Origin of the sequence: Sphingobium sp. TB-6 (assembly GCF_012927365.1) — a bacterium.
Taxonomy (GTDB): Bacteria; Pseudomonadota; Alphaproteobacteria; order Sphingomonadales; family Sphingomonadaceae; genus Sphingobium.
Genome location: NZ_JABBGL010000003.1, coordinates 302,607 through 326,837, shown reverse-complemented (window position 1 = coordinate 326,837; position 24,231 = coordinate 302,607). Strand labels below are relative to the sequence as shown.

Here is a 24,231-nt window from a genome sequence, read left to right as displayed (position 1 = left end):
CACGATCAACATCCCGTTCTCGCCAACTGATCAAAACCAGTCGGCCGACTAAATCCCCGGGATGAAGGGGTCCTTTTTGCACGCCGATCACCCCACGAAGGGGGTGCCTATTGCACGCTGATCCTCACCCGGCGCGACCGATCGTTTTAGCTGGGTCAGACGGTGACCCGTGCTTGTAGAAAAGATTGGCTCCTGTCGGCAACCGATAGCGCCGTGCTAGAACCTGGAACGGCGGCTACGCTGGGTAGGTGCCCGAAACCTGCTGGCCTCCTCACGGCCAAAATAGCTTGTTTGGACACCTAAAGGTGTCAGCTACCTGCTCTTATCAGAGGAAGGCAGAACAGCGACACACATCTCGCTTAAACGCAAATCGCCGGCGCTCACGAGAGAAAGGCGATGGAAAGCAATTCTCGATTGGCAGATCAAGCAGCCCATCGGTCTAGGTCAGGAAACAACGGCAGGACCGGAGGATCATAAGGTTCAACCACATGCGGGTCGAACGTTCCGACGGTGACCCATTCCATGCGCCATTCGACATGAACTGCGTCACTTTCAAACCGTACAATCCCAGCGCCATCGCGCACCACTTCCCATCGGCAAAGGAGACGTTTGTCATACGTCCCCATCAGAAGCGTCCCATCGCTTAACCCAATCAAGAAACGTTCATCTGCGTCATAGGGCACGGTCAGGACGGTTTCCACGTCGCCCGACACGCGCAACCGCACGCTGTCAGAGATAGGACGGATCAAGACGCACATTGCAGAATCACTCTTTCCCACATGAGAACATTTAGGGAACATGCCGCAAAGGAAAGGAGTCGGCAATGGTGATAATCGATGGATCGTTTCTCTTGGGAGTCGCAGCAGTCCTCCCCAGCATCGCGCCCTTGTGGTGCAGCGTGAAAGGTGCAGCGAAACACACAAACGTGGAAAGGATCAGCTCAAGCAACCTCCCACAAGATAAATCGTTGAGAAGGCGGACAGCCAGAGAGGTATCATGACCCAAAAGCCAGCAGTGCCGCCGGCAAGCCGAGCGCCTTACCTGCCCCATCCGGCGCCCCACGCGGAAAACATTCAGGCTGATCCGACCGCCGAAAGCACTGAAGTGGCGCAGCCTAGCCAATCGCCAAAGCGAGTTACAGCACTCGGTGCCGCCGTAGGTATAGGATCGGCCGCGATTGTCGCGGCATTGCTGTACGTGCGGCATAGGAAAGCATGAACCCGACCTGGCCCAGCTCTCAGCACCGGGAGGAGGGCCCGGTTTTAATTCCCCGTAATCTTTCATTACCGGTGCCGTTCACACGCCGTAATCGGAATGAGCGCAGGTTCGCCATAACCGCCATAAACGTCACTGAGCAGCCAGCTACGCTCGGCGTCTGCCTCCCCCTGGCCGATGCTCTTCCACCAGAAGCGCAACGCTGCATCCCAGCGATACCCCCGCGCCTTCAGACGATCCTTGGCATCGAAAGGAGCATCGACGGCATTGACGCGCCAGGTGGGCTGCTCAGAGCAAGCAATCAGCTTGGCGAGGATCGTCTTGCCCTCCGGCAACCCGTGCGAAAGCAGATACAGAAGGGCAAGGATATCGTTTTCGGCCCGGTGCCCCTCGTAGAACCACCCACATTGCGCAACGAGATGCGCAAGCGCGCGCCCCTCGAAACCAAGCTCGAGCCAGTCCAGCTCGGCCATTGAACAGGCCCATGGCTTGCCGGCAATGGCTGGCAGGCGACGATCAACAAATGGCCGGTCGAAAGCGGCATTATGGGCAACGATGATGTCAGCGGAGGCAAGTATGTCCACGGCCGCAGCATCGTCGATAGCCTGGCCTGCAAGGTCTTCCGCCGTCAGGCCGGTCAACCTCGTGATCCTGGGGTCCAGCGGCATGGCGGGATCCTCACGCCAGACGCGGGGGGTGCCTACCTGAATAATGCGCCCTCGTGCGTCGAACCGGAAGCGCTGGACAGCCAGCTCGATGATGCGATCCGCATCATGGTTCAGCCCGGTTGTCTCAACGTCGATCACGACGCCAATCCGGCTCGGGACGGATGGGACCGCCTCATGGAAGGCCGATACCGGCATGAGGCGCCGCTGCACGCGGAAGTCAGGATGTGCGCCCAACAATTCGGCCGCATGCGCATGGCGATCATGGACGGCGTTCATGCTGCCTCGACAACCCTGAAGACGGCGCCGCTTCCTGCGTCGCGCACGAGATCGACCCTCTTTCCATCCCAGTGATAATCCAGATGTCGCCCCTGAACAGGACCGGACGCGCAATCCGGGTAGAAGAGAGCGACGCATTCCCCACCCGTCTGTCGAACGCTTGGATAGGCAATGCCATCTGACCCTCCAGCCCGCAGCCGCGCCGCGAGTTGCTGCGCCGTTCCATAGCTATTCGCGTCAAGACAGGCCCGGAATTCCTCCCTGTCGTCACGAAGATCGTGAAGCTCGGCATCGACCTTCATCACGATCTCGCGGAACTGAGACGTCCAGCCCGCTGGCTCGCTGGTCCTCGCCATGAAGGCCGCATGGTGATGGATCGTCTCGAACAGCGCGGTTTGATAACTGCGCGCCACGTACAGGACGCCAAATTCTCCGCCCGAGAAGCGGCTCGGCCGATCGATACTGACATGCGTGAACGATGCCATCAGATATGAGGCACCACCACCTCCAACCCGGCGCGCCGACGGCACAAGATCGATATTGCCGACGGATGCCATGATGCGCGGGTTCGTCTTCTGCTCTGCCGAAAGCAGAAGGGGCCAGTCGGCGGGGTCCGCAATATCCTCGAACAGGTCGATGGGAGGATAGATGCTGCGGATGATCCTGACCGCCCCCTCCCATTCGACTTTGCTGACCGGCGGTTCGTCTTCCGTCGTCACCAGCCGCCACGCTCCGCGTCGAGATAGCGCCGGACCCGCATGATATCGGTCAATTCCCCCCCGATCATCACCTGCAAGGCGCTGGCGCCGCCAAAAGCGGCATTGGGGGCCTTGATCCAGTCATAACCGCGCTGCGGCTCCTGAAAGATGATCCGTAGCGCCTTGTGGATACCCATCAGGTTGGAAAGCCGGGCCAGCCCGTCGCGCGAGATACGTCCCGGACCCTCCGCCTTCCATCTACGATAGGTCCGCACCGGCATGTCGGTCAGCACGGCCGCCTGCTCATCCGTGACACCCCACCGCGCAAAGAGGTTGAGCGCCGCACGAAACAGCGCGCCACCCTCTTCCTGCGAAATCGGTTCTGGCCGGAAAGGGGCCGGAACAGTGTCAATCCGCTGCAACATCGCCATATGCGCCTCCATTTGGCATGATATAATTCATAAAATGCCATTTGGCAATAATGGGGCAGTCGGGGAGCTGAGAACGCTCAGGTACCGAACTTCGGACGGATTACCTCCGCGCCATCACGCAGCCTGACAAGATGATCGGACCACCATTGGGCCATCCGCACCCGCTCTTCCCAATGCGCGCCGCGATGATACGCCGCTCTGACACTGTCGCGCTCACGGTGGGCCAGCGACCGTTCGATGGCATCGGGATGCCAGAGCCCACTTTCGTTCAGCAGCGTACTGGCGATCGACCTGAAGCCGTGAGAGGTCATTTCCTCATTCGTGAAGCCCAAGCGCCGAAGGGCTATGTTGAGCGTGTTCTCGCAGATCGGTTTGAAAAACGTCTTGTTTGCCGGAAACAGGAATGTCCCCGGATTATCCAGCGCCTTGAGCTCCTTCAGCAAGGCGATCGCCTGCGTGGATAGCGGCACAGTGTGAGGCACGCGCATCTTCGTTCTCTCGCCCGGCACGCGCCATACCTTGGCTTCGAAATCGATCTCGCACCATTCTCCCTTCCGCAACTCTCCCGGCCGCAGATAGACGTGAGGAGCAAGCTGAAGGGCGATCCGGGTTTCGATCTTGCCGCCATAGCCGTCGATCGCGCGGAGAAGTTCGCCGACCTTCACCGGGTCTAGCAATGCCGCATGGTGCTTGACCTTCGGCGTGGTGAGTGCGCCTCGCAGGATGTCGGCCGGATTGTGCTGGGCGCGCAACGTGGCAACCGCGTAACGGAAAATGCGCCCGGAGAACGAGCGGAGGCGGATAGCCGATTCATGGTGGCCTTTGCGCTCCAGACGCTTGAGCGACTGGAGAAGCTCATGGGCGGTAATGTCGGCTATCGGCCGATGCCCGATGGAGGGATCGAGGAGATCGCGAAACCATCGCGCCTTCTTGAGAGTGGCAGGGGCCTTCGCCTCCCGCTCCATCTTTTCGATGAATTCGTCCGCCACGACCCGGAATGTGGTGCGGGCCGCCAGTTCGGCCTCCACCTTCGCCTGCAAACGGACGGCCAGGGGGTCTTGCCCTCCGCTCAACTGCTCGCGCGCTTCATCCCGCTTCTTGCGCGCCTCCTTCAGGCTCACATCGGGATAGCGGCCAAGCGCCATCTTCTTCTCTATGCCGTGAAACCGGAATTTCACCCGCCACAGATAGGAGCCCGATGGCGAGACAAGCAGGTACAGACCCTTCTCGTCAGCGACCTTGTAGGGCTTTTCCCTGGGTTTGAGTGCATTGATCTGAACCGTTGTAAGCATCTGGGGGCCTCGACTCAAAAATGTCAAAAAGGCCCCCAATCCGAGGCCCCCAAATCACCCGGATAGGGGTGGACAGGAGCAAACGACACCGGAAAGCCGATGCCCAATTATACCAGTTTTTCAGGGGTTTTTCGAGGTTTCAGGCCCCTCGAAAAGGGCAGTTCTGGTGCCGCTTACGTGACTCGAACACGTGACCCTCGCATTACGAATAAGAGGTTCAGCATAGTCATACGCAGTCACATGCCATCGCGTATCGCTTCTGTTTCTTGGGTGTTCCTGTAGTGTTTCGTCATATGTCGTCGCACGTCTTCACATGTAACCGCCAGCGTGATATTCCTGTGCTTATCCAGAAAGAGGTAAGCCCATGGCAACAGGGAAGATCACGAAAAGGGCTGTCGATGCGGTGCCAGTGCCCGCTACCGGGAAGCGCAGCCACCTATGGGACGACAGCCTAAAGGGCTTCGGCCTGATGGTGACGGACAAGGGCGCACGGTCCTATATCCTGCAATACCGGATCGGGGGGCGTGGCAATCCTACCCGCCGCGTGACCATCGGCAAGCATGGATCGCCATGGACGCCAGAGGCGGCACGGAACCGCGCATCCGAATTGCTGGAGCAGGTCCGCCGCAAGGTCGATCCTTTCGACACAGAGCGGGAGAAGGTCGAAACGGCGAAGGCCGAGAAGGAAAGCAGAGCCGCGCAGAAAGTCGTGTTGAGCCGCCTCGCCTTCGATACCATCGCGGACAATTTCATCAGCGGCTATGCGAAAAAGAACATCAAGCGCTGGAAAGAGTATGAGGGCGTGATCGCCCGCGACCTGAAACCGGCTTTTGGTTCTACCCCCCTCCCCTCCATCGCGTCGGCGGATATTTCCGATCTGCTGGACCAGATTGGAGAGCGCGGATCGTCCACCGCCCTGCGCGCCTACAATGTCCTGCGGGCTATCGACGTCTATGCGCTGGAAAAGGAGAAGAGGCATTATAAGGTCGCGCAATCGCCGCTGGCCGATGTTCAGCGCCCCGGCACGGTTGCAAAGCGCGAACGCCATCTTGCGGACGATGAACTTGCAGGGGTGTGGCAGGCTGCGGGCGGCATGGGCTGGCCGTTCCTCCCGATCATCCGCCTCCTGATCCTGACGGGCCAGCGCCTCCGCGAAGTCGCACATATGGAATGGAAGGAACTAGACCTGAAAGCCGCGACGTGGCTCATCCCCGGCGAGCGGACAAAGAACGGTCAGACAACCCTTGTCCCACTAAGCCCCGAGGCCTTGGCGATCATAACCGATCTGCCGAAGATCAAGAATGACCATGACCTTGTGTTCCCATCATCGAGTGGAACGGCCCTAACCGCTTTTTCAAAACCAAAGGCCAAGCTGGACGCAACCATATTGGCGCAGATGCAAGAAGCCGCGCAGGCGACCGGTGGCGATGTCGAGAAGGTGCAGTTGAAAGATTGGCGCTTCCACGACTTGCGCCGAACGCTGGCGGTGGGCTGTCAGAAGCTCGGCGTTCCCGTCGAAGTCACAGAGGAAATTCTGAACCACCGATCCGGCACCCGCGACGGGATCGTGGGCGTCTATCAGGTCTACCGCTTTCAAGACGAAAAGGCGGAAGCGCTGACCGCATGGGGCAAGCGGGTGAAAGCGCTGGCAGCGAGGCAGGCCAGCCCGGCGAATGTCATTGATATAGTGAGGTGGCAGGCATGAGCGGGGTTAGCATCACGCCTCCGCAAGACCCTACTCGGTTCTGCTATGGCGGGCGCCTGCTGAATATCCCAATATCGTCGGACGGCTCGTCATGGCCGGTAGCATCTGACGAATATCTCTATTGCTGGCAGGCGCTAATAGAGGTGGGTAAAGCGCTCTATGGTGATGAATGGTCGTTTTATGATCTTCTCGCGATGGTGCCACAAAGGCCGCCCGGGATGGTGCGCGCCGAAGCCCGCAGTCCGGTGAAAGAAGATGACGCCTTTTGGGACCGCGAGGCTAAAAAATGGCAAGGGAATTGGAATGCTCATAAGCGCGTGAGTGCCGCAATCGAGTGGTTCGGAGATGAGTTACGTAATAGTCGGGTTGCTGCCTTCACACTTAAGTCCGGGCGAATGCTGAAAGTGGAGCAGGGCTATTGGTTCGGGAAGGCCGCGCACGACGCTGCATTCTCGGCGGGCCAGATTGGCGGCTACTTCCTTTTCATAGGCCGCGATGAACTGATGGCGAGGCTGGCGCTGATCCGCGAACCAGAAATTGCCGTTCCATCGACGGCGGAAGGGCTGCACCTATCGCCCTACATGAAACTCATGCTCGCGATTGTGGAAAACTCCAAGATCAACCCAGACAACCAGCCTTCCATAGATTCACTGAAAGCGGAAGTCGCCCAGCTTGCGCCGAACTTTGGTTTGCAGGTCAACCCTTACTATGCGGATAGAGACCGTCCAGAGTATAAAGCATGGTCCCCCGACAAGGGCTATGCTGAATTGAGCGGCAAGATGCTCGACGCGATACCGTCGCTGGTGAGAGAAATTCCGAGCCAAGTTCGGAGGGGGTGACCCCTTCGAATGGCTGTTTTCTGTCATTTTCTAGCAGGGTGACCCCTTAATCAACGTCGATGGCATGGCGAGAAGGTCACCCCCTGACCCTCTCCGCAGGCCTAAATTCTGGTAGCAAATCGTCATCCGACCTCAGACGTAACCACGCAATTTCGCTGGTCATGATCTGGGCGAAGGATCGATTATGACGCAGGCATATCTTCGCACGCCTGATGCCGCGAAATATCTGGGCATCGGCAAAAGTACCCTGGAACGGAAGCGCATTGAGGGCACAGGCCCCTCCTTCCGTCGCCTCGGCTCCAAGATCGTCACCTACGCGGTGAAGGATTTGGATGCTTGGGCAAGCCAGCAGGTTCTGGAATCCACCTCGCAGGTTGCCGCCTAATGCCGCTCGTTACGGCACGGTGCACCGATAGCACCCCAAAACGAAAGGGCCGCCCCGGCAAGAACGGCCCCCTCAAAAACACTCTCAACAGCACAGACAAGGATAAGGGTTCAGACTGGCGGGCGCAACTGCTGATGCAGCGCCATCACGTCTCGCCCAGCGTTGGCGACCTGATCCTGTCCCTCCATTTCGGGGAGGTGTACGATGCAGCCTGAAACCCCCGAATGGTTCAACATCTGCCTGCTGATGCAGGACATGGGCCGCAAGCTCCCGCACGATTGGGACCATACTCCCGATTTTTGGATGGGCGCTGTCCAGCAGCTTGCCGAAATGACGGTCGCCCTTCGCGGCAAGATGCCGATCGAGCAGATTGGCGCGCTGATCGGCGCAGGTGGCATGATGATCGCCCAGGCCGAAAGGCAGGTTGATGCCGCGAACCTGACCGCCGCCTTGTTCTCCCGGATCAATGGAGGTGCCAATGACTAAGGAAACGAACGTCATGGCCCTGTCCGTGCTGATGAATGAGGCAATGGAACTGGCGCAGGGGAAAGCCTCGGAGGCGGCTGTTATGCTGATCGACGCGGCAATTTCGATTGCTGTTTCCACGCTTGGCGCAAGCGCCCGCGATCTGTCTGGCGATCTGGCTCAGTACATTGTGGACCAGACAATCTATGCGACGGGAGGCGCTGACAATGCCTGACCGTATCGTCATCGCCAAGGCCGCGATCGGTGGCCGCTTCATCGTCAGCTTTGAGCCGCGCACGGTCTCATGGCCCAGCCTTGAGTTCCGTAAGCACGGCGAGGCCAAGCGCTGCGCCGACGCCCGGCACGCTGCCCATGGCTGGCCCATCATCGACCAGACGACGGAAGGGGGAGCGGAATAATGGCCCCCTTCATCGACCATAGCGCAGCCGCCTTGGCGCTGCTGAACAGCGGCGAGCTCCTGACCCGAAAGGCTGGTTCCTTCCTCGGTCAACTCGCCGTCGATCCCACGCCCATGACCCCGGCGCAGGCTGAATGGCTTGCCAAGCTGCTCGACCGGGCCGGGCTTCCTCCTGTCGCGGGAGATGAAAATGTCTGATCTGTTCGACCGTGAATTCCATGCAAGCCGTGCAGGCGGCTATTCCTCTCCCGGCCATGTCTATCCAAATACTCCCGGCTTCAAGGGGTCGGCGGAGACGGGCCGGGAAGCCGCCGAAGCGATCAGCGATAAGCTGGGCAGGCTCCAGCGCCAGGTGTTTAATGCGGTGAAGGGCCGTGGCACCAACGGGCTGACTCCGGAAGAGGCGGCGGATTTGCTCGCCATCGATCGCGTGTCCGTCCAGCCCCGCTTCTCGGAACTGAAGGCGAAGGGTCTGATTGCCGACAGCGGCAAGCGCCGGGTGAACCCCTCCAGCCGCAAGAGGGCGGTGGTCTGGGTCATCCGGGAACTGGCTCCGAAGATGGAGGCGGCCCATGGGTGATGTCGTCGCCTTCGTCCGTCCCGATGCAGCGCAAGAGCCTGCGGCGGGCGGAACCATTCATATCTGGATGGGGAAACCCCAGCATTTCGAGATCGGGCACGAAAGCCGCTCCGGGAATAGCTGGGGATATTTCGCAGCCTTCACCAGTGCGGAGGCGGCCATAGGCGCCGCCTACCGGCTGAACCGGGAAGAATTGGGCGGGGAAGCGGAGGTTTATATCCCCGATGCGATCCGCGCTCATATGGCGGGAGGTGTCGAGCCATGAGGGAATTTTCCTATCAGACTCAACGCCCATATCGTTCCGCCCCAATGGAACAAGATACGGTCGCGGCCTTCCTATCGGCCATGGAAGCGGCAGGGATGCGTCCCGCCGAGCCTATCGCGGATCGCCTTGGCTCTGACCTGATCCGCTTCGCATGCGACGGTGACGGCAAGGGCAAGCGCAATGGCTGGGCGATCCTGCACATGGATGCCACCCCAGCCGGGGCGTTCGGCAATTATCGTCTGCAAATATCGGAACGGTGGCGCGCTGGTACTGTCGAGCGCCTGACGCCAAAGGAGCGTCGGGAACGTGCCGCCCGTTACCGCGCAGAAAAGGTGAAGCGGGATGCCGCCAAGCTGGCCGAACAGGGCGAGGCGGCGGAACAGTGCCGGGTCAGGTGGGCCAATGCGAAAAGCGCCGATCCCAGCCACCCCTATCTCGACCGCAAGCGGGTATCGGGTGAAGGGCTGCTTCAGGAAGGCAACCGCCTGCTGGTGCCGATGTTCGATGCTGGCGGGGTGCTTTGGAACCTCCAGGCCATTGCGCCCGATGGTTCGAAGCGCTTTGCCAAGGGCGGCAGGCAAGCGGGCCTGTTCTGCCTGATCGGCCAGCCTGACGCGGTGGTGATGGTTGGGGAAGGCTTCGCTACCTGTGCCGCTGCGCGCCGGGCAACGGGTCATGCGGTGGCGGTTGGCTTCTCCGCGAAGAACCTGACAGCAACCGCGCTGGCGATGCAGGCCGCCTATCCTGACTGCGATCTGGTGATCCTCGCGGATGATGACGCGCACCTGATCGACCATCCGACAATCAAAGCAAATGTGGGGCTGGAAGCCGCCCGCGCCGCTGCTCAGGCAGTTGGTGGACGTGTGGCGCTTCCGGTTCGGGAGGACAGCAACAATGGCTAACGTCGCAACTGCCATGGACATGGCGGACATGAAAGATGACGCGGCGATGGCCGACGCCATCAACATCGGGTCGAAGCGGGAGCCAAAGCTCCCCAGCGGCTATTATATCAAACCTGACGGCCTCTATTTCGACGGCGGCGAAGGTCCGGAGAAGATCGCGGGGCCGGTGCGCGTGGTGGCTCAGACCCGCGACCGCAACAGTCAGGCGTGGGGTCTTCTCCTGCGCTGGCGTGACGATGACGGGGTGGAGCATCAATGGTCGCTGCCCCGTTCGCTGATGGCGGGCGATGGTCGCGAGGTCCGTTCCGCCCTGCTGGACGGCGGGCTTTATGTCAGCCCCAGAACCAGCCACCGCAATGCGCTGCAAACCTTCCTTGCATCGATCCGGGTAGAAGATCGCGCCCGTGCCGTAACGCGGGTGGGCTGGACCGATGGCGCTTTTGCTCTGCCGGATCGCACCATCGGGGAAGATGGGCATCTTGTGGTCTATCAGGGCACGGCGGCGCTCGATCACGAATACAGGGTGAGCGGGGATCTAGGCCAGTGGCAGAAGTCCGTTGCCGTTTATGGCGTCGGCAACAGCCGCATCGCCGTGGCGCTCGCTTCCGCCTTCGTCGGGCCACTGCTGGCTGCGATCGGGGAGGAAGGTGGCGGCGTCCATTTCCGGGGTCCGTCATCCATCGGCAAGTCCACCACGCTCCTTGCGGCGGCGTCGGTATGGGGTCCGCCCTCCTTTGTCCGCCAGTGGCGCGCAACCCAGAACGGGCTGGAAGGTCTGGCGGAGCAGGCGAATGAAACCCTGCTGATCTTGGATGAACTGGCCCAGCTAGACGCGAAGGAAGCGGGCAGCGTGGCCTATCTGCTGGCGAACGGGACCGGCAAGTCCCGCGCCTCGCAATCGGGTGAAGCGAAGGCCGCGAAGCGCTGGCGGGCATTCTTCCTGTCATCGGGTGAGATCAGCCTGAGCGATCACGCAAAGTCCGATGGCCGGGGCCGCCGATCCGCCGCCGGGCAGGAGGTCCGCATTCTCGACATCGAGGCGGACGCGGGCGAAGGGCTGGGCCTGTTCGAAACACTGCATGGGGCGGCGACGGGGGAAGCCCTGTCCCGGATCATCAAGGCGGGTGCAGCCGAATCCTATGGGATAGCGGGACCGTCTTTTGTCGAACGCCTCATTGGTCGGCTTGACGTGGTCGCACAGGGGGTGCGCCAAGGCATCGACGCATTCGTAGCTGAGAACATGCCCAAGGGCGGCAACGGCCAAGTGTCGCGGGCCTGTCGCCGGTTCGGCCTGATTGCTGCTGCTGGCGAAACTGCCGCCCGCCTTGGTGTGCTGCCATGGGGTGAAGGCGTGTCGATCGACGCGGCGAAAAAGGTATTCTCCGCATGGCTCGTCTCTCGCGGGGGCGTCGGCGCGGCGGAGGATGAGGCGGCGGCCGATCAGGTGCGGACCTTCCTCATGGCGCATGGCATGTCCCGCTTTCAACCTGTCCACGATGACACATCGGCGCCGATCTATAATCGAGCCGGGTTCTGGCGTGCCGATGCCATGGAGCGGCGTGAATATCTGATCCCGGCTGCGACGTGGAAGGGGGAAGTCTGCCAAGGCATGGACCCCAAATCGGTCGCTCAAGTGCTGGCTGCTCGCGGCTTCCTCGGCGTCGATGGCGCGGGCAAGTATTCCGTCCCGGTCACGGTCCCCGGCATCGGCAAATCGCGCTTCTACATCGTCCTCCCTGCCATCTTCGGAGAAGAATGATGAAGGTCGAATGGCTCGACTCCCTACCAGATATGCGTGTTCCGGGTGTTCCCGGTGTTCCGCCGCAGAAAACCGTGGGTTTCGCTGGAACACCTACTTTTTCGCGAGGTGTTCCCGGTGTTCCGGAACACCTGCCGGAACACCTTGGAACACGGATTGGAACACCAATTGAAGAACGCAAAGCATTGAAAAACAAAGAGGAACACACGGAACACCAAGAACACCCAAAAAATAGGCATGGTCCTGTGTTCCTGCTGGAAGAATGGGAGCGCGGCGTTGCATCCCTTGATCCTGACCACCCATTGGGCGGCTATGATCCTGACCACTGGCGGCGGATCGTCCGCGACTGCGACAACCTGATTGCGGACTTCGGTAGGAGCGCTGCGGCGCTAGGCTGGTCGACCATCGACCTATTCGGTTTCGATCCAGCGGGCGGCATTGTCGCTGGCCTGATCCGGCGTCTCGATGGCGGGCGGATCATTGCCATGGATGATAACTGCGCAACCTATCGCTGGCCCTTCTCGGATCGGACCAGCCGGTTTGCGCGGGGCTATCTTGAGAACTGTCTGGCGCAGCAGTTCGTGCCGGTGTGGGAGTTGGGGGTATAATGGCAAAGCAGCCGAAAAATATCGGGCGAAATACGGACGGCACTTTTGCGGAGGGCAATTCGCTCGGCGGCAAAACCCCCGGCGCACGCCACAAGATCACGCGGGCAATCGAAGCTTTGCTGGACAAAGATCATGAGGCGCTGACCCGCAAGGCCATCGAAAAGGCGCTGGAGGGTGACATGGTTGCGCTTCGCCTGTGCCTGGACCGGCTGGCCCCTCCCCGGAAGGACGCGCCCGTCTCGATCGCGCTGCCTGCCGTTCGCTCTGCGGCTGATGCGGTGGAGGCATCAGCGGCCATTCTCGCGTCGGTCGCGGCGGGAGAGATCACCCCGGACGAAGCGGGGCGCGTCATGGCGCTGCTGACCGCGCACAAGACCATAGTTGAGGCTGGCGATCATGAAGCCCGGATCGCGGCCTTGGAAGCCAGGGCGAAATAGGAGGTGAGTATGGCGAATTTCGACAAGCGGCTTTCCGTACTGGAGGCTGGCTATAGCGATCCGCAGCGGGTGGATGCCGTGTTTGCGGGAGAGGCTGACATTTCCGCTTGGCTGCTGTCCGACAGCGGCGACCCGGCCGACCGGGGCGCGGTATGGGATTATATTCTTGGTGCGGTCGATGGGCGCTCAAAGGGTCTGCCGTCTGATATGGGCGGGCGTCATGTCGAATATTAAAAGGCGGCTGGCCGCGCTGGAAATGGCAAGCCCGCATGGCCCGGCGATATGGCGGCGGATCATCCAGCATAGCGACCAGACGGAAGACGAGGCGATAGCTGCCTATGGCCGTGATCGGATCGCACCATCCGATAGGCTGATCATTCGCAAGATCGTGGATCACACAGTCCAGCTAGGAGGGTGAAGTGGGGAATATCGAAAAGCGGATCAGCGCCTTGGAAGCTGTGTCGGGAACAGATGCCGGGCCGTACATCATCGAGATTGTGCGCGGTCAGACCCTCACGAAAAGCGAGGCCGCTGCACGCGAGCAGCAAAAGCCAGACGGCCCGGTGACCCGCATCGAATTGGTGGGCGTGCTGCCGGAAGCGGAGATATTGCCGATGGTGCGGGCTGAATAAAATAACGGGTGAAAAACAATCATCCGGTTTCAAAGGGCTGTCGCCGCTTTTCTAAAATAGAGGGAAATAGACATGCCCGAATAAAATAGAGGGCGGAAATACGATTAGCCCCGCATCATGAAGGGGGTTGATGCGGGGCTACGGGACCCTCCAAGGGAGAGGGAGGGGCATCATGGTCAGCCCCGCCTGATTCTACCATTCAGCGATGGATATAATCCCGAATTGCAGGCGGCCAACCGGCATACATCGTGCGCCATATCGTTCTGCGGCGCGTCCGCTGCTACAATCGTCCTGCTCTTGTTGCCCCGCGTCCACCCCGGCGCGGGGCTTTTGCTTTCAGGGGTGTGCCAGCGCGCTCTGCATGATGCTGGTGGCGGCGCTGAACATGGCATCGACGGCGACGATGCCAAGGATGCCAAGCGCCAGAGCGAAGATGATAAGGCTATACCGCATGGGGAGATTATCCTGTCGGCTGGGCCTGAGCGGAAATTGACAATTCGAATCAGTGCGTTCGGATTGAATCGCTCAGTCGATGAAGGGACGCCCCGATCCTTTCGAACCGGGGCGCTGGTCACGCGCTCTATTGCGCTTTGCTCTCGCAGCGCTCGGCAGCGGCGCGAGCGGCGCTAACTCCGATCGGACCCGTGTAGGGCATCACCTCGTTAATCTGCCCTTCGTCCTCGACGTTGCCGCCGCCCGGGTCGCTGACGGGACATCCGGGACCGGCCATGTAGGTGTTGTGGACGCAAAAATCGTCCTCACCCATGGAGCCGTCCAGTTCATCGCCGTTCGGCCCTAGGTCGAGATCGCCGTCCATGGCGTCCATGTGATCGATCATCCGTTGAACCAGCCGCCCAAGCTCTGGACGGGATAGGCTCGGAATGACGGTCAGCAGGGCCGCCAGCGTCGGAACGGGTTGAGGCTGGCGCTTGTCCCTGCGTCGGCGGGTGATGGGGTTCCTACGCGGCTGGTAGGCTCTGGCGCGTGGTGCTTTGCTCGCCATGGTCAGACCCTCCCTTCCAGCTTGTCCAGAAAGGCGACGATCCTTTCCCGCGTTGCATGGCGGATATTTTGACCATCCCCGATCCGGTACATGAGGCTGGGATCGTTGTTCAGCTTCAATCCGAAGCTGCGCGCCGAAAGACCGTGCGCGCCCATCGCCCGATGGATGCGGGGAAGGAGATCGTCGGCAGATATGGATTTGCCCTTCGGACATGCATCCGGGTTCTGCTCTATTGCCTGAATGAAAGCCCTTACTCGGGCCGCAACGCGGGATGATGGATCGCGCCCCTTGCGTAGATCGCTGACCAATCGCCCGTCGCGCACGGCCTCTTTGCCGAATGTGGTTGCCGTCATGCCGGTGCGCTTCAAGACCCGCTCAATCTCCATCAGGATCGGGGGCGCATAGCTGGATGGTTCACGAACAGGCCGGGCAGAAGGGAGGCGACCTTTGGGAACCGCCACGCGGCGCGGTGTGGGTCTATCGGTTTGTTGATCCGCTGACTGCGAAGCGGGGACGGGCACGGACGAAATTCGTTCGCGCTTCTCCTGCAATCGGCTGTTGATCCATTCAATATCGGGATCGGGTTGGATGGATGGCCGTGCGTGCGCCAGGGCGGAATAGTTCTGACGGTAGATCAGCATGGCAGCGCCTCCTTTGGGTTGGAGGCAAGCAGGAGGGATTTGACCGCATCCCGCTTCGTGAGGTCGCGGTGCAGCGGTCGCTCATGCTGGACAAGGGCGTCTCGCTCCTGTTCGGTGATCCGCAGCGACCAGTGCAGCCAGACGCTATCGCTGTTGACGGTATAGCCGCCGCCAAGCTCGACATAACGGGCCAGCCATTCGGCAGGGTCAAAGGGGCGTGCGCCATCGGTGGGGGCCGAAGCCCCCTGATGAATGTTCGCGATGTGCATGGCTCAGGCCTCCCCGGTGATGGAGGTCAGGAGGGGCGCAAAATCGCCCTCGTCATCCCCGAACTGGTCGATCAGCAGCCGCAGCTTGTGGGCGATGATGTCTGGATCGCGGGAGGGGTAGGCGATGATTGCCTTAATCGCGGCTATGTGCGTGTCGTGCGCCACGCTCCAGACTTCTTCCGTTTCTGCAACGCGATATTGGCTATTCAGCGCGGCGGTGGTCTGGTCGCGCTTCGCCTTCATCAATTTAGGGAAGGCGTTGTAGTCGACCATGCCCGCGTTGATGCGACAGTCGCCCTCTTCGTGGGCGGGGCGCGCATCGATGAATTTGTAGGGCTTGCCGTGCTTGTCGTCCCACTCGGCCTGCCAACCTTCCATGAAGGAGGCGCGGGCGTTGGAAAAGCGGCCGAAAGCATCGTCTGCGGCTTTCCCTGCCTGCTTTGCGGCGGCAGCGGTGCGGCGCTCATCCTCCAGCAGCGCCAGCCATGCCGGGTCTTGTGTGGTGGTCGGGGTGCAGACCAGCCCGGTAGCGGCGCTGGCAACAGGTGTCGCAATTAGAGACGGTGCGATAATCAGAGCGCGCATGACTTCGCGCCGCGAACTGTGTAGTTCGTTCATAGCTTCAATCCCTCTATATCAGGGGTTGCGGTTAGCGCCGGGCGGGAGGGGCCTAATCCTCCTTCTCGGCGCGTCGTTATATAACGACGGCTTGTGCTGACCTGTCAAGCGCGTTATATAACGGGAATGGTTTTATCGAATGCTGAGCGGCAGGCCCGCTACCAAAAGCGATTACGCGAGCGCGCTGCGCTTTCGCAGGCTGGCGTCCTCCCCGCTGACATCGATCGCGCTGTGCAAATTCTCTATGAAGGTATCCGACAAGATCAGGGTGATTTAAGCCTCCCCCCATGGAATGAATGGGTCGCCGGTCTAGACAAAAAGTCGGCTCAGAAAGCGGGGCGCGAATGGTTTGAGTTGGTGCCTGACAGGGACGACCCTGAGGATTACCCCGATTGCATACCGCTGGAGGATCGGCAGTTTCTTGCGAAGGTCGGTGCTGTGATCCGGGCGGCGCGCTGGCCCGCCAGCCATCGGTAATTAAGGGATCAGGCCCGCGATCCAGCGGCCAGCCGAAACAATGCCGGTGGCAATCGCCGCAAGAGACAGGCAGGCCAATAGGGCAAACTCGATCCGCAGCGGCCAAGGATTGCCCCTGTTCCGGTTCACAAGGTCGTCATGCCGGTCTTTCCAGCGGTAGCGATAGCGGCTCATTATTTCCGCGTCTCCTCGCAAACCTTTATCCCGCCCAGCCCAGGGCGGGCTTCGCATTTATACCCGCACTCGTAGTCGCCCCCATCAGGATCGGGCAGCGATCTCAGGCGACTGATCGCGGCGCTCTGGCAAAGCTCGAACGTCTTGAATCCGGCGATCTCTTCATGCTTGGTCAAGTCGTTCGCGTCTGGGTATATGAAGGCATCCCACTGATCTGGCCTGCTATCGCAACCGGAAAGGACACAGGATAAACCAAACGCAGCGATTAGCTGGAATTGCTTCGAACGCATCACCGGCAGTCCGCCGCCAGAAGTCCGCCATTGTCCCAGCGCTCGACGTAAACCGCCTGCCCGCGCCTGATCTGCTCGCAGGCGACATTGCGACCACCGACATATACCTGGGCAAGCGTCCGCCCATATCGATCCTGCCCGACGCGCTGAACGCTGATCCGACCGCCCATCATCGTTTGAAGGCTGCGCTTGCTGGCCTGTCCGTCACCGGGGACGCATTGCCGGAAGCTGGGGCATTCGTGAATCTCGGGCGCATCAATGCCAAGGAGGCGGATGCGTTCGCCGTCACAGCGGAGCGTGTCACCATCGACCGCGAAGCATGAGGCGAGGATCAGGGCTAGGGGAAGCATGGCCAGTTACTGCTGGCGATAATCCAGAACTGTGCGCAGCGCTCTTCCGGCATCCTTATTGGTGATGAGCCAAGGCAATGCTGTGAACACCGAGATGACAGCTATGTTCTCCTCTGACCCAAGATAGGGTGCGCCTATCAGCACTGCTAAAATCTTGACTGGGATTGCGGCGACGATGAAGGCGGCAAAGCCCGTCACCACCAGCATGCCTAGGAAAACCATCCCGGCTTTCCAGCGCTCGATTGCATCAGCAGCGCGATCTCCAGCGGCGGCGAGTTTACTGGTTGATTTGTCCATGGATCATTCCTCCCGGCACGAATTTCCCATGACTTCCGGAAGCTGGCAAGCCCGGCCTTGGCGCTGTCCCGATCTGGCTCATGGGCGCCGTCTGTCCTGCACTCATCGAAGGCCGACTTCGTAGAGCAATACGCGCGCGCGAGGCGGGGTATTTTCACGCGTCCCGACTCGGCAGAAAACCCGGATTTTCTTTGCTCCCGTATAACATGAGTGGTACTCTGATACCCGTCAAAGGAGCCAGTCATGCGGGAACAGGTACACACATCGCTTACCGCCTTTCGGATCAACCCGGCGCTGCTCGCCGCCGCCTCTGCAAAGGCGAAGAGGGAAGGCGTCACGTTATCGGAACTGCTGCGTCATGCGGTGCGCAAGGAAGTGAGGGATGCGGCATGATTACCAGCTTCGATCCGAACGACGCCATGGGGGACTTGTCGCCCCTGATCCGGGACGCGGCATCAGGCGACATGAACGCCCAGCGTCAAGGATGCTTCCTCGCCTGGCAAGGCATGAAGGAAGCCGTTGGGCGAGGTTCCTTTGCAATCGCTCATGGCTGCGCAATTGAAATGATGTTCTGGGCGCGGCTCGCGGCCAGCCACGGCGAGGATCAGGACGTTCTGACCCTCGCATCCGCTCTGTCCTATCTGGCTGAATATTGGGGCTATGACCAATTGGGGGCAGTGTACGGCAATGATCTGCTGGCCGAAGCTACTGCCCTTTTGGACCGCTTGGCATCGGACGGCAACGAAGCTGCTGCGAATGGGCTGAACCTGCTCGCGCAGGCGGTGGCCCCCCACATTTTTCAAAAAGCTAAGGAGATCGCATAATGGCGATGGCATTCAACGGTGTTGGTCGCGTGCCCGGCCTGTTCGGCTTGCCTCCCCGTTATTCGACGCCGGGGATTGGTGATGAGTTGCCTGTGGGTGGCAATACCCCGGCGTCCGATAGCATGCCCCAAGGTCTGGGCTTCTTTGGCGTCCCGCGCTTCGGTGCGCAGGCGATGGGGGATACCCCTGTTGGCCCGTCCCCGGCGAGCGCCCCCGCCAGCGGCTTCCCCGCATTGCCCGCTCCTGTCGTGGGAGGCTTTGGCCCGCCTGCTGGTGGCATCCCGAACAATCAGGGTTCCCCCATTTCGTTGATGCCGCTCGATATGCCGCTGCAAAAGCCCATTATGCCTGAGGCCCAACCGGGGCCGGAATTTGTGCCTATGGCACCACTGCCCGGCATTGCGCCCAAAAAGCCGGGGTTCTTTGGCAAGGGCGGTGCGGGATGGGACGTGATCGGCACCATTGGTGATGCCCTGTCGGCTGCGGGCGGCGGGCGGCCTGCATATTGGCCGATGAAAATTCATCAGCGCCAGCAACAGGCGGAATGGGATCGGCAGGACGCGCTGCGCCGTCAGGATCGCCAATGGGCGGTTGAGGATCGGGATTACAAGGCAAACCGGCCCCGCTATTTCGCGTCGGGCCGTGATCAGGTGGAATATGATCCCGCCACCGATATGGCGAGGGTCATCTATGACGGCCCGGCCGACTTTGAGGAATATGCGTCCACGCTGGGCCTCGAACCGGGGACCGACGAATACAACGAAGCGGTGCAGGACTTTCAATTGCGGGGCAACGGCCCGACCGCGCAGGCGGGGCGGCGGGAAATGGAAACGCTCCGCCAGGGCAACCGGGTTTCGCTGGAGGGCGTCAGGCAGCAGAACCGTGCCGCGCTGCGGGGCATGCCGACCTATGCCAATCTGCATCCTCGGCCTGCCGCTGCGGGCGGCGGGGGACATGGCGGGCCGCCGCGCTCAACCGGGAATGTCTATGCTCCGATCCTCGCCAAGATGGCTGCGGGGCAAACCCTGACGCCGGGTGAGCAACAGGTGATCGGTCTCTATGGCCGGGGCGGCCGCAGCGGGAGGACTGGCACGTCCTCGTCTGGCGGCGGCAACCCCATCGCAACCGACGCCAAAGGCAACAAGGTCCAATATGATCCCGCGTCCAAATCGTGGAGGCCTGTCCGCTGATGGCTGGTGACATTCCCCCGCCGCCTCCGGGTTTTCAGTTGGCTCCGCCTCAAACGCGCCCCGGCATGTTTGCAGGGAAGCGCAAGGACGTAGCGTCTTTTGTCCCGCCTCCGCCCCCCGGTTTCAGCTTGGGGCCAACAGGCGAAGCCCATGACGGCGACACGTTCCGACTGAACACAGGGCAGAATGGCCGGCTGTTCGGCGCTGATGCTTTTGAGCTGGATCAGCAGGGCATGCAGGGCGGGCAGATTATCCCGCTCGGCCAGCAGTCACGCGCAGCGCTGATCCCTTATCTTCGCCCTGACGCTACGGTGACGCCGACAGGTTCCAGCACCTACGGGCGTCCGGTGGTTTCGCTGTCTGCTGCTGGCGCTGATGCCGGGCGGAACATGATCCTTTCCGGCAATGCTCTGCCGACGCCGCAATATCTGGCGGCCGATCCGGCGCGACAGACTGACTATATCGGTGCGCAACGCGATGCCATCGCGGCGGAGCGCGGCGCATATGCCGGAACCTATCAGAACCCATCCGATTACCGGAAGCAGGGCGACAGCGCCCCGAAGCGCGGCAAGATCGCGATGACGCCGCAGCAGGCGGCGCAATATACCGCTATGCTGGTCAATCCCAAGACGACCCCGGCGCAGTTGGAGGGGTGGGCGAAGGGCCAAGGGCAGGCAATTACGAACGCGGCGAATATCCTGTCGTTCATGCGGCGCAACCCGCACGCGAAGGCGGCCACCTATTTCCAGCAGGCCGACGTGACGGGCGCCCCTGTCCTTCCGGATCGTCATAATGTCGTGGAACGCAATCTTGGCTCTCTCAACGAGGGGTTGGCCGAAGTCTTCGGCTTCCCGGTCGATGCGATGAACGCGGGGCTTCGTCTGACCGGATTGCCTATGTCGGATCAGCCCATCATGGGTTCGGACTGGATCAAGGGCCAATTGCACAAGCTGGGCGTCGGTCAGTACGATGAAGGATTTGCGCCGCGCTCAGATGCGGAGCGATATGCGCAAGCCTTCTTCCGGGGCACAGGTCAGGCGGTCTTGCCGGTGGGCGGTTCGCTGGCGGCTGGAACCAGAATGGCCGCCTCCGCCCTCCCATCAGTCCTTGAGACCGGGGCGGTTCGTCAAGCCCTGCGCAATGCCACGATGGAGGCTGCTGCCCGTCCCGGCGGGCTGATCGCTGGTGAGGCTGGCGCGAATATCGGCGCGAACCTCGCCGGGCAGGCCGCTGACGACTATGCGCCCGGCAACCCCTACGCCCAGATGGGGGCGCAACTGGCCGGTGGATTAGCTGGCGGCTTCGGGGCGGGTTTGCTCGCGGGTCGGATGGGTGGGCGTCCCCCGCTTCCATCTTCGCGGATGCCATCGCCTGAACCCTTCGATGGGCCGCCTCCCTCTGTGGCGAGCCAAGGCATGCAGGCGGACATTCCGCCACCTCCGCCCGGCTTCCGGATCAGCATGGAGAGTGAGGCGGCAATGCCCTCGCCTTCCATCTCTTCCCCGCGTCTGGTCGATCGCATCGACGTGAACGATGGGCCGCGTCCGCTGCTCGATCCCGCAACGGAGATGCAGCGCCGCGCCATGGCGGAGCGGGTGAACCCTGCCGATCTGCTGCCGCTTCCTTCCAATGTCGTTGCCAGCCAGGAAGAGGCCGCATCGATCGGTGCCGGACTCTATCCGCCGATCAAGGCGCCCAACGAAGCGTTGGCGCTGGAAAGCCGGATGCTGCCGCGTGGCGACGATCCGGAGCGGACCTTGCCGAAGCGCGGGCCTGCTGATCTTGTCACCTTCCTGCGCAGTCAGGGCGGCGTCATCGATCAGGGCGGCGAACTTCGGGCCTTGGGGATCAGCGATAATGCCGGGCGCGATCTGGACTTTGCACGCGGGGAACGGCGCTTCGGCAAGTTGGTGGATAATGAAAACGGAATGCCGCTCGATCAGGCGGCGGACCTTGCATGGCGTTCGGGCTATTTCCCCGACCATGCGGAGCGCCCGACCATCGGGGAATTTCTGGATGCCGTCGACAACACGAACCGGGGCGTCAATCGGTCCTTCCGTCCTGACGATCTGGCGGAGGTCGACGCCTTCAACGCTGCTCGCGATCAGCGGTTTGCAGTCGAGCGGGCGCGGGATCGGGGGACGCCTCTTGCGGAGGATCGCGGCCAGCCCGTCAGCATGGACGATCTGGAAGCGAACCAGCCGCCGCTGTCGGCCTATGAGGAATGGGGCGATCAGGCTCCGGACTTCGCGGGCAACATCCGCCTGTCGAAGTTGGACAGCCCGCAGTCGATCCAGCGCGCATTGAGCCAGGTCGACCGCATGACGGGTGGATTCGACGCAGCCCGGCGCGGTCGCATCACTCAGGCAGAGACGCAGAGCCTTGCCGATGAATTGGGGATGACGCCCGATCAGTTGCTATCGCGGCGCAAGGGGCAGGCGTTCAACGCAGAGGAAGCACTGGCCGCCCGTCAAATCCTCGCCAAGTCGGGCAATGAACTGGTGAACATGGCGCGGCGCATCCAGCGCATGGACGATCCGGGCGAAGAGGCGCTGTCGACCTTCCGGCAAGCGCTGGTGCGTCACGTCGCCATTCAGGAACAGATTGCCGGGGCGACGGCGGAAGCCGGACGGACGCTCGCGCAGTTTCGCATGGTGGCCGATGGTCGTAATGTGCGCGGCAATGTCCTCAACGCCCTGTCGGAAGGGGGCGGGGGCAAGAACCGTCTGAAGGAAGCCGCCGACCTGATCCTTGAAGGCGACAAGATCGATCCGGGTTCGATGAACCGCAACGCCGCCCTCGCTCTCAAGCCGGGTTGGGGTGACAAGTTCAAGGAGTATTGGATCAACTCGCTTCTGTCTGGGCCTCAAACCCATGTGGTCAATGCCGTGTCGAACACCATGACGGCGCTCGCACAGATACCGGAGCATGCCATTGCCGCGTCCTTCGGCGGCGTCCGCAATCTGGCGGCGCGGGGCAAGGTTGCTGACCGCGTGCTGTTTTCCGAATTGGGGGCGCGATCGGTCGGGCTGATCCAGGGCGTGAAGGATGGATTGCGACAGGCGGCGCGCACCATGCGAACGGGCGAGGCGTCGGACTTCGCGGGGAAGGTCGATACCGTACATCAAGACGCTATCGGCGGCGTGGCGGGCAAGATCATCCGGTGGCCTACACGGATGCTGTCCTCGTCGGACGAACTATACAAGGCGATGGCGCGGCGCATGGAGTTGAACGGGCTTGCGGTCCGGAAGGCCGCAGCGGAAGGCCTGCGCGGTGAAGAGGGTAAGCGCCGGGCTGCTGAACTGGTCGCGAATCCTACCGATGAGATGCTTGAACAGGCATTCGATTATGGCCGCTATCTGACCTTCCAGCGCCCGCTGGGTAAGGTAGGCAGGGCCGCCACGATGTTGAGCAATTCCAGCCCGGTCATGAAGATGGTTCTGCCGTTCGTGCGGACGCCGACCAATCTCCTGAAATTCTCACTGGAGCGCTCGCCCGCTGCGCCGCTGCTGTCGGAATGGCGTCGTGACTTCCGGGCAGGCGGAGCGAAGCGCGATCTTGCCGTGGCCCGCGCCATGGTCGGATCGGGTGTCGGTGCGCTGGTGATGGAACTGGCTTCGCGGGGGCTTGTGACCGGCAACGGCCCAGCCGACGAAAAGGCCCGCGCCCTGATGCTGGCCGATGGCTGGCAACCCTACTCCATCAAGATCGGGGACGAATATCTTAGCTACCAGCGCCTCGATCCCTTCGCCTCCACCCTCGGCGTAGCGGCCGGGATGGTCGAGTTGCAGGATCATATGACCGAGAAGCAGCGCGAGGACGTGGCGCTACTGGTTACGGCCTCTGTCATGCAGAACCTTTCCAGCAAGACTTGGCTTTCCGGGCTGGGCGATCTGGTGGACGCGGTGAACGATCCGGGCCGCTACGCCAATAGCTGGTTGAAGCGCACGGCGGGATCGCTGGCCATTCCTGCCGGTGTCGCACAGTTGGCGCGGACGGCTGATCCGACGCTCCGGGAAGCGGATACGGTCCTTGATGCTGTGCGCCGCCGCGTGCCGGGCCTGTCGCAATCCCTACCGGTACAGCGGGACGTGTGGGGCCGCCCTGTCACCAGCGAAGGCGGGGTTGGTCCTGACATCGTGTCGCCCGTTTGGCTTTCGACGCGCCAAGGCGATCCGGTCAACAATGCCCTGCTGAACGCAGATGTCACAGTGCCGTCCTTCGTCCGCAAGGACATGACGCCAGAAGAATATGGGCGGTTTCGGGAGATGGCTGGCGCGACCAGCTACAACGACATTGCCGGGCTGATCGGTTCGCCGGATTGGGCCGGGATGCCGGGTGACGATCAGCAGGAGGCGGTCAACAAGATCGTCAAGGCGGCCCGGAAGCTGGCGAAGGAGAATATGGGCGTCGGCGCGGGATCTATTCCGCCACCCCCTCCGGGCTTCTCGATCCCTCCGCCGCCACCTGGATTCACGATCCAATGACGGCGCCCCGCCGTTCCCTTGTGGGCCGCATGTCGG

The 24,231-nt window shown here is 61.6% G+C and carries 32 protein-coding genes; 20 read left to right on the top strand and 12 right to left on the bottom strand.

The genetic code is table 11. The annotated features are described in order from the left end of the window. Positions 1-422: 422 nt before the first annotated feature. The 5 genes from HHL26_RS07020 to HHL26_RS07000 all read right to left on the bottom strand — a co-directional run bounded on the left by HHL26_RS07020 (position 423) and on the right by HHL26_RS07000 (position 4,580). Positions 423-758 carry a hypothetical protein gene (locus HHL26_RS07020; RefSeq protein WP_169576048.1) on the bottom strand — a complete coding sequence of 112 codons (336 nt, stop codon included), beginning with the start codon at positions 756-758 and terminating at the stop codon, positions 423-425. 525 nt (positions 759-1,283) lie between these two features. Beyond that, complete coding sequence (locus HHL26_RS07015; RefSeq protein ID WP_169576047.1) at positions 1,284-2,159, bottom strand: 3'-5' exonuclease; 876 nt, start codon at positions 2,157-2,159, stop codon at positions 1,284-1,286. Next, entirely contained in the window at positions 2,156-2,881 is a 726-nt protein-coding gene (locus HHL26_RS07010) for an RES family NAD+ phosphorylase (RefSeq protein WP_169576058.1), read from the bottom strand. Before HHL26_RS07010 ends, HHL26_RS07015 begins: the two co-directional genes overlap by 4 nt. Next, positions 2,875-3,288 carry an MbcA/ParS/Xre antitoxin family protein gene (locus tag HHL26_RS07005; RefSeq protein ID WP_169576046.1) on the bottom strand — a complete coding sequence of 138 codons (414 nt, stop codon included), beginning with the start codon at positions 3,286-3,288 and terminating at the stop codon, positions 2,875-2,877. The genes HHL26_RS07010 and HHL26_RS07005 overlap by 7 nt, the downstream gene beginning before the upstream one ends. 77 nt (positions 3,289-3,365) lie before the next feature. Then, positions 3,366-4,580 carry an integrase arm-type DNA-binding domain-containing protein gene (locus HHL26_RS07000; protein WP_169576045.1) on the bottom strand — a complete coding sequence of 405 codons (1,215 nt, stop codon included), beginning with the start codon at positions 4,578-4,580 and terminating at the stop codon, positions 3,366-3,368. A gap of 364 nt (positions 4,581-4,944) precedes the next feature. Here HHL26_RS07000 and HHL26_RS06995 point away from each other — a divergent pair, with 364 nt between their 5' ends. From HHL26_RS06995 to HHL26_RS06920, 16 genes are all read left to right on the top strand, one after another. Then, entirely contained in the window at positions 4,945-6,285 is a 1,341-nt protein-coding gene (locus tag HHL26_RS06995) for a site-specific integrase (protein ID WP_169576044.1), read from the top strand. After that, positions 6,282-7,124 (top strand): hypothetical protein, encoded by an 843-nt coding sequence (locus HHL26_RS06990; RefSeq protein WP_169576043.1) that lies wholly within the window; start codon positions 6,282-6,284, stop codon positions 7,122-7,124. The genes HHL26_RS06995 and HHL26_RS06990 overlap by 4 nt, the downstream gene beginning before the upstream one ends. A gap of 184 nt (positions 7,125-7,308) precedes the next feature. Beyond that, positions 7,309-7,509, top strand: a complete 201-nt coding sequence (locus tag HHL26_RS06985; protein ID WP_048578352.1) for a helix-turn-helix domain-containing protein — start codon at positions 7,309-7,311, stop codon at positions 7,507-7,509. Between the two features lie 204 nt (positions 7,510-7,713). Further along, positions 7,714-7,995, top strand: a complete 282-nt coding sequence (locus tag HHL26_RS06980; protein ID WP_169576042.1) for a hypothetical protein — start codon at positions 7,714-7,716, stop codon at positions 7,993-7,995. Between the two features lie 13 nt (positions 7,996-8,008). Further along, positions 8,009-8,209: a hypothetical protein gene (locus tag HHL26_RS06975; protein ID WP_169576041.1), complete on the top strand. Its 201-nt coding sequence runs from the start codon at positions 8,009-8,011 to the stop codon at positions 8,207-8,209. Further along, positions 8,202-8,393 carry a hypothetical protein gene (locus HHL26_RS06970; RefSeq protein WP_169576040.1) on the top strand — a complete coding sequence of 64 codons (192 nt, stop codon included), beginning with the start codon at positions 8,202-8,204 and terminating at the stop codon, positions 8,391-8,393. The genes HHL26_RS06975 and HHL26_RS06970 overlap by 8 nt, the downstream gene beginning before the upstream one ends. Next, positions 8,393-8,590: a hypothetical protein gene (locus HHL26_RS06965; protein WP_169576039.1), complete on the top strand. Its 198-nt coding sequence runs from the start codon at positions 8,393-8,395 to the stop codon at positions 8,588-8,590. Before HHL26_RS06970 ends, HHL26_RS06965 begins: the two co-directional genes overlap by 1 nt. After that, the gene (locus HHL26_RS06960; protein ID WP_240962368.1) at positions 8,583-8,972 is read left to right on the top strand and encodes a hypothetical protein; all 390 of its coding nucleotides are present in this window, start codon (positions 8,583-8,585) and stop codon (positions 8,970-8,972) included. Before HHL26_RS06965 ends, HHL26_RS06960 begins: the two co-directional genes overlap by 8 nt. After that, on the top strand, positions 8,965-9,237 hold the full coding sequence (locus HHL26_RS06955; RefSeq protein WP_169576038.1) for a hypothetical protein: 273 nt from the start codon (positions 8,965-8,967) through the stop codon (positions 9,235-9,237). The genes HHL26_RS06960 and HHL26_RS06955 overlap by 8 nt, the downstream gene beginning before the upstream one ends. A gap of 44 nt (positions 9,238-9,281) precedes the next feature. Beyond that, the gene (locus HHL26_RS06950; RefSeq protein WP_169576037.1) at positions 9,282-10,139 is read left to right on the top strand and encodes a toprim domain-containing protein; all 858 of its coding nucleotides are present in this window, start codon (positions 9,282-9,284) and stop codon (positions 10,137-10,139) included. Further along, positions 10,132-11,898, top strand: a complete 1,767-nt coding sequence (locus tag HHL26_RS06945; protein WP_169576036.1) for a DUF927 domain-containing protein — start codon at positions 10,132-10,134, stop codon at positions 11,896-11,898. The genes HHL26_RS06950 and HHL26_RS06945 overlap by 8 nt, the downstream gene beginning before the upstream one ends. Continuing rightward, positions 11,895-12,506, top strand: coding sequence for a hypothetical protein (locus tag HHL26_RS06940; RefSeq protein WP_169576035.1), 612 nt, complete (start codon positions 11,895-11,897; stop codon positions 12,504-12,506). The genes HHL26_RS06945 and HHL26_RS06940 overlap by 4 nt, the downstream gene beginning before the upstream one ends. Further along, a complete protein-coding gene (locus tag HHL26_RS06935) occupies positions 12,506-12,943 on the top strand; it encodes a hypothetical protein (protein ID WP_169576034.1) in 438 nt (145 codons plus the stop codon). Before HHL26_RS06940 ends, HHL26_RS06935 begins: the two co-directional genes overlap by 1 nt. A gap of 9 nt (positions 12,944-12,952) precedes the next feature. Continuing rightward, complete coding sequence (locus HHL26_RS06930; RefSeq protein WP_169576033.1) at positions 12,953-13,177, top strand: hypothetical protein; 225 nt, start codon at positions 12,953-12,955, stop codon at positions 13,175-13,177. Then, positions 13,164-13,361 carry a hypothetical protein gene (locus tag HHL26_RS06925; RefSeq protein WP_169576032.1) on the top strand — a complete coding sequence of 66 codons (198 nt, stop codon included), beginning with the start codon at positions 13,164-13,166 and terminating at the stop codon, positions 13,359-13,361. The genes HHL26_RS06930 and HHL26_RS06925 overlap by 14 nt, the downstream gene beginning before the upstream one ends. A 1-nt stretch (position 13,362) precedes the next feature. Next, positions 13,363-13,575, top strand: a complete 213-nt coding sequence (locus HHL26_RS06920; RefSeq protein WP_169576031.1) for a hypothetical protein — start codon at positions 13,363-13,365, stop codon at positions 13,573-13,575. 580 nt (positions 13,576-14,155) lie between these two features. On the opposite strand, the gene HHL26_RS06915 is transcribed toward HHL26_RS06920, so the two are convergent. The 7 genes from HHL26_RS06915 to HHL26_RS06885 all read right to left on the bottom strand — a co-directional run bounded on the left by HHL26_RS06915 (position 14,156) and on the right by HHL26_RS06885 (position 17,694). After that, positions 14,156-14,578: a hypothetical protein gene (locus HHL26_RS06915; RefSeq protein ID WP_169576030.1), complete on the bottom strand. Its 423-nt coding sequence runs from the start codon at positions 14,576-14,578 to the stop codon at positions 14,156-14,158. Between the two features lie 2 nt (positions 14,579-14,580). Continuing rightward, positions 14,581-15,219: a hypothetical protein gene (locus tag HHL26_RS06910; protein ID WP_169575957.1), complete on the bottom strand. Its 639-nt coding sequence runs from the start codon at positions 15,217-15,219 to the stop codon at positions 14,581-14,583. Further along, a complete protein-coding gene (locus tag HHL26_RS06905; protein ID WP_169576029.1) occupies positions 15,213-15,488 on the bottom strand; it encodes a hypothetical protein in 276 nt (91 codons plus the stop codon). Before HHL26_RS06905 ends, HHL26_RS06910 begins: the two co-directional genes overlap by 7 nt. A gap of 3 nt (positions 15,489-15,491) precedes the next feature. Further along, entirely contained in the window at positions 15,492-16,106 is a 615-nt protein-coding gene (locus HHL26_RS06900; RefSeq protein WP_169576028.1) for a hypothetical protein, read from the bottom strand. 477 nt (positions 16,107-16,583) lie between these two features. Continuing rightward, entirely contained in the window at positions 16,584-16,757 is a 174-nt protein-coding gene (locus HHL26_RS06895) for a hypothetical protein (RefSeq protein ID WP_169576027.1), read from the bottom strand. A 289-nt stretch (positions 16,758-17,046) separates the two neighbouring features. After that, positions 17,047-17,397: a thermonuclease family protein gene (locus HHL26_RS06890; RefSeq protein ID WP_169576026.1), complete on the bottom strand. Its 351-nt coding sequence runs from the start codon at positions 17,395-17,397 to the stop codon at positions 17,047-17,049. Positions 17,398-17,403: 6 nt separating this feature from the next. Next, positions 17,404-17,694 carry a hypothetical protein gene (locus HHL26_RS06885; RefSeq protein WP_169576025.1) on the bottom strand — a complete coding sequence of 97 codons (291 nt, stop codon included), beginning with the start codon at positions 17,692-17,694 and terminating at the stop codon, positions 17,404-17,406. A gap of 243 nt (positions 17,695-17,937) precedes the next feature. Here HHL26_RS06885 and HHL26_RS06880 point away from each other — a divergent pair, with 243 nt between their 5' ends. From HHL26_RS06880 to HHL26_RS06865, 4 genes are all read left to right on the top strand, one after another. Beyond that, entirely contained in the window at positions 17,938-18,087 is a 150-nt protein-coding gene (locus HHL26_RS06880; protein ID WP_157009762.1) for a hypothetical protein, read from the top strand. Beyond that, positions 18,084-18,518 (top strand): hypothetical protein, encoded by a 435-nt coding sequence (locus HHL26_RS06875; protein WP_169576024.1) that lies wholly within the window; start codon positions 18,084-18,086, stop codon positions 18,516-18,518. Before HHL26_RS06880 ends, HHL26_RS06875 begins: the two co-directional genes overlap by 4 nt. Beyond that, a complete protein-coding gene (locus tag HHL26_RS06870) occupies positions 18,518-19,708 on the top strand; it encodes a hypothetical protein (RefSeq protein ID WP_169576023.1) in 1,191 nt (396 codons plus the stop codon). The genes HHL26_RS06875 and HHL26_RS06870 overlap by 1 nt, the downstream gene beginning before the upstream one ends. A 65-nt stretch (positions 19,709-19,773) precedes the next feature. Further along, on the top strand, positions 19,774-24,195 hold the full coding sequence (locus HHL26_RS06865) for a hypothetical protein (protein ID WP_169576022.1): 4,422 nt from the start codon (positions 19,774-19,776) through the stop codon (positions 24,193-24,195). The last annotated feature ends 36 nt before the right edge of the window (positions 24,196-24,231 follow it).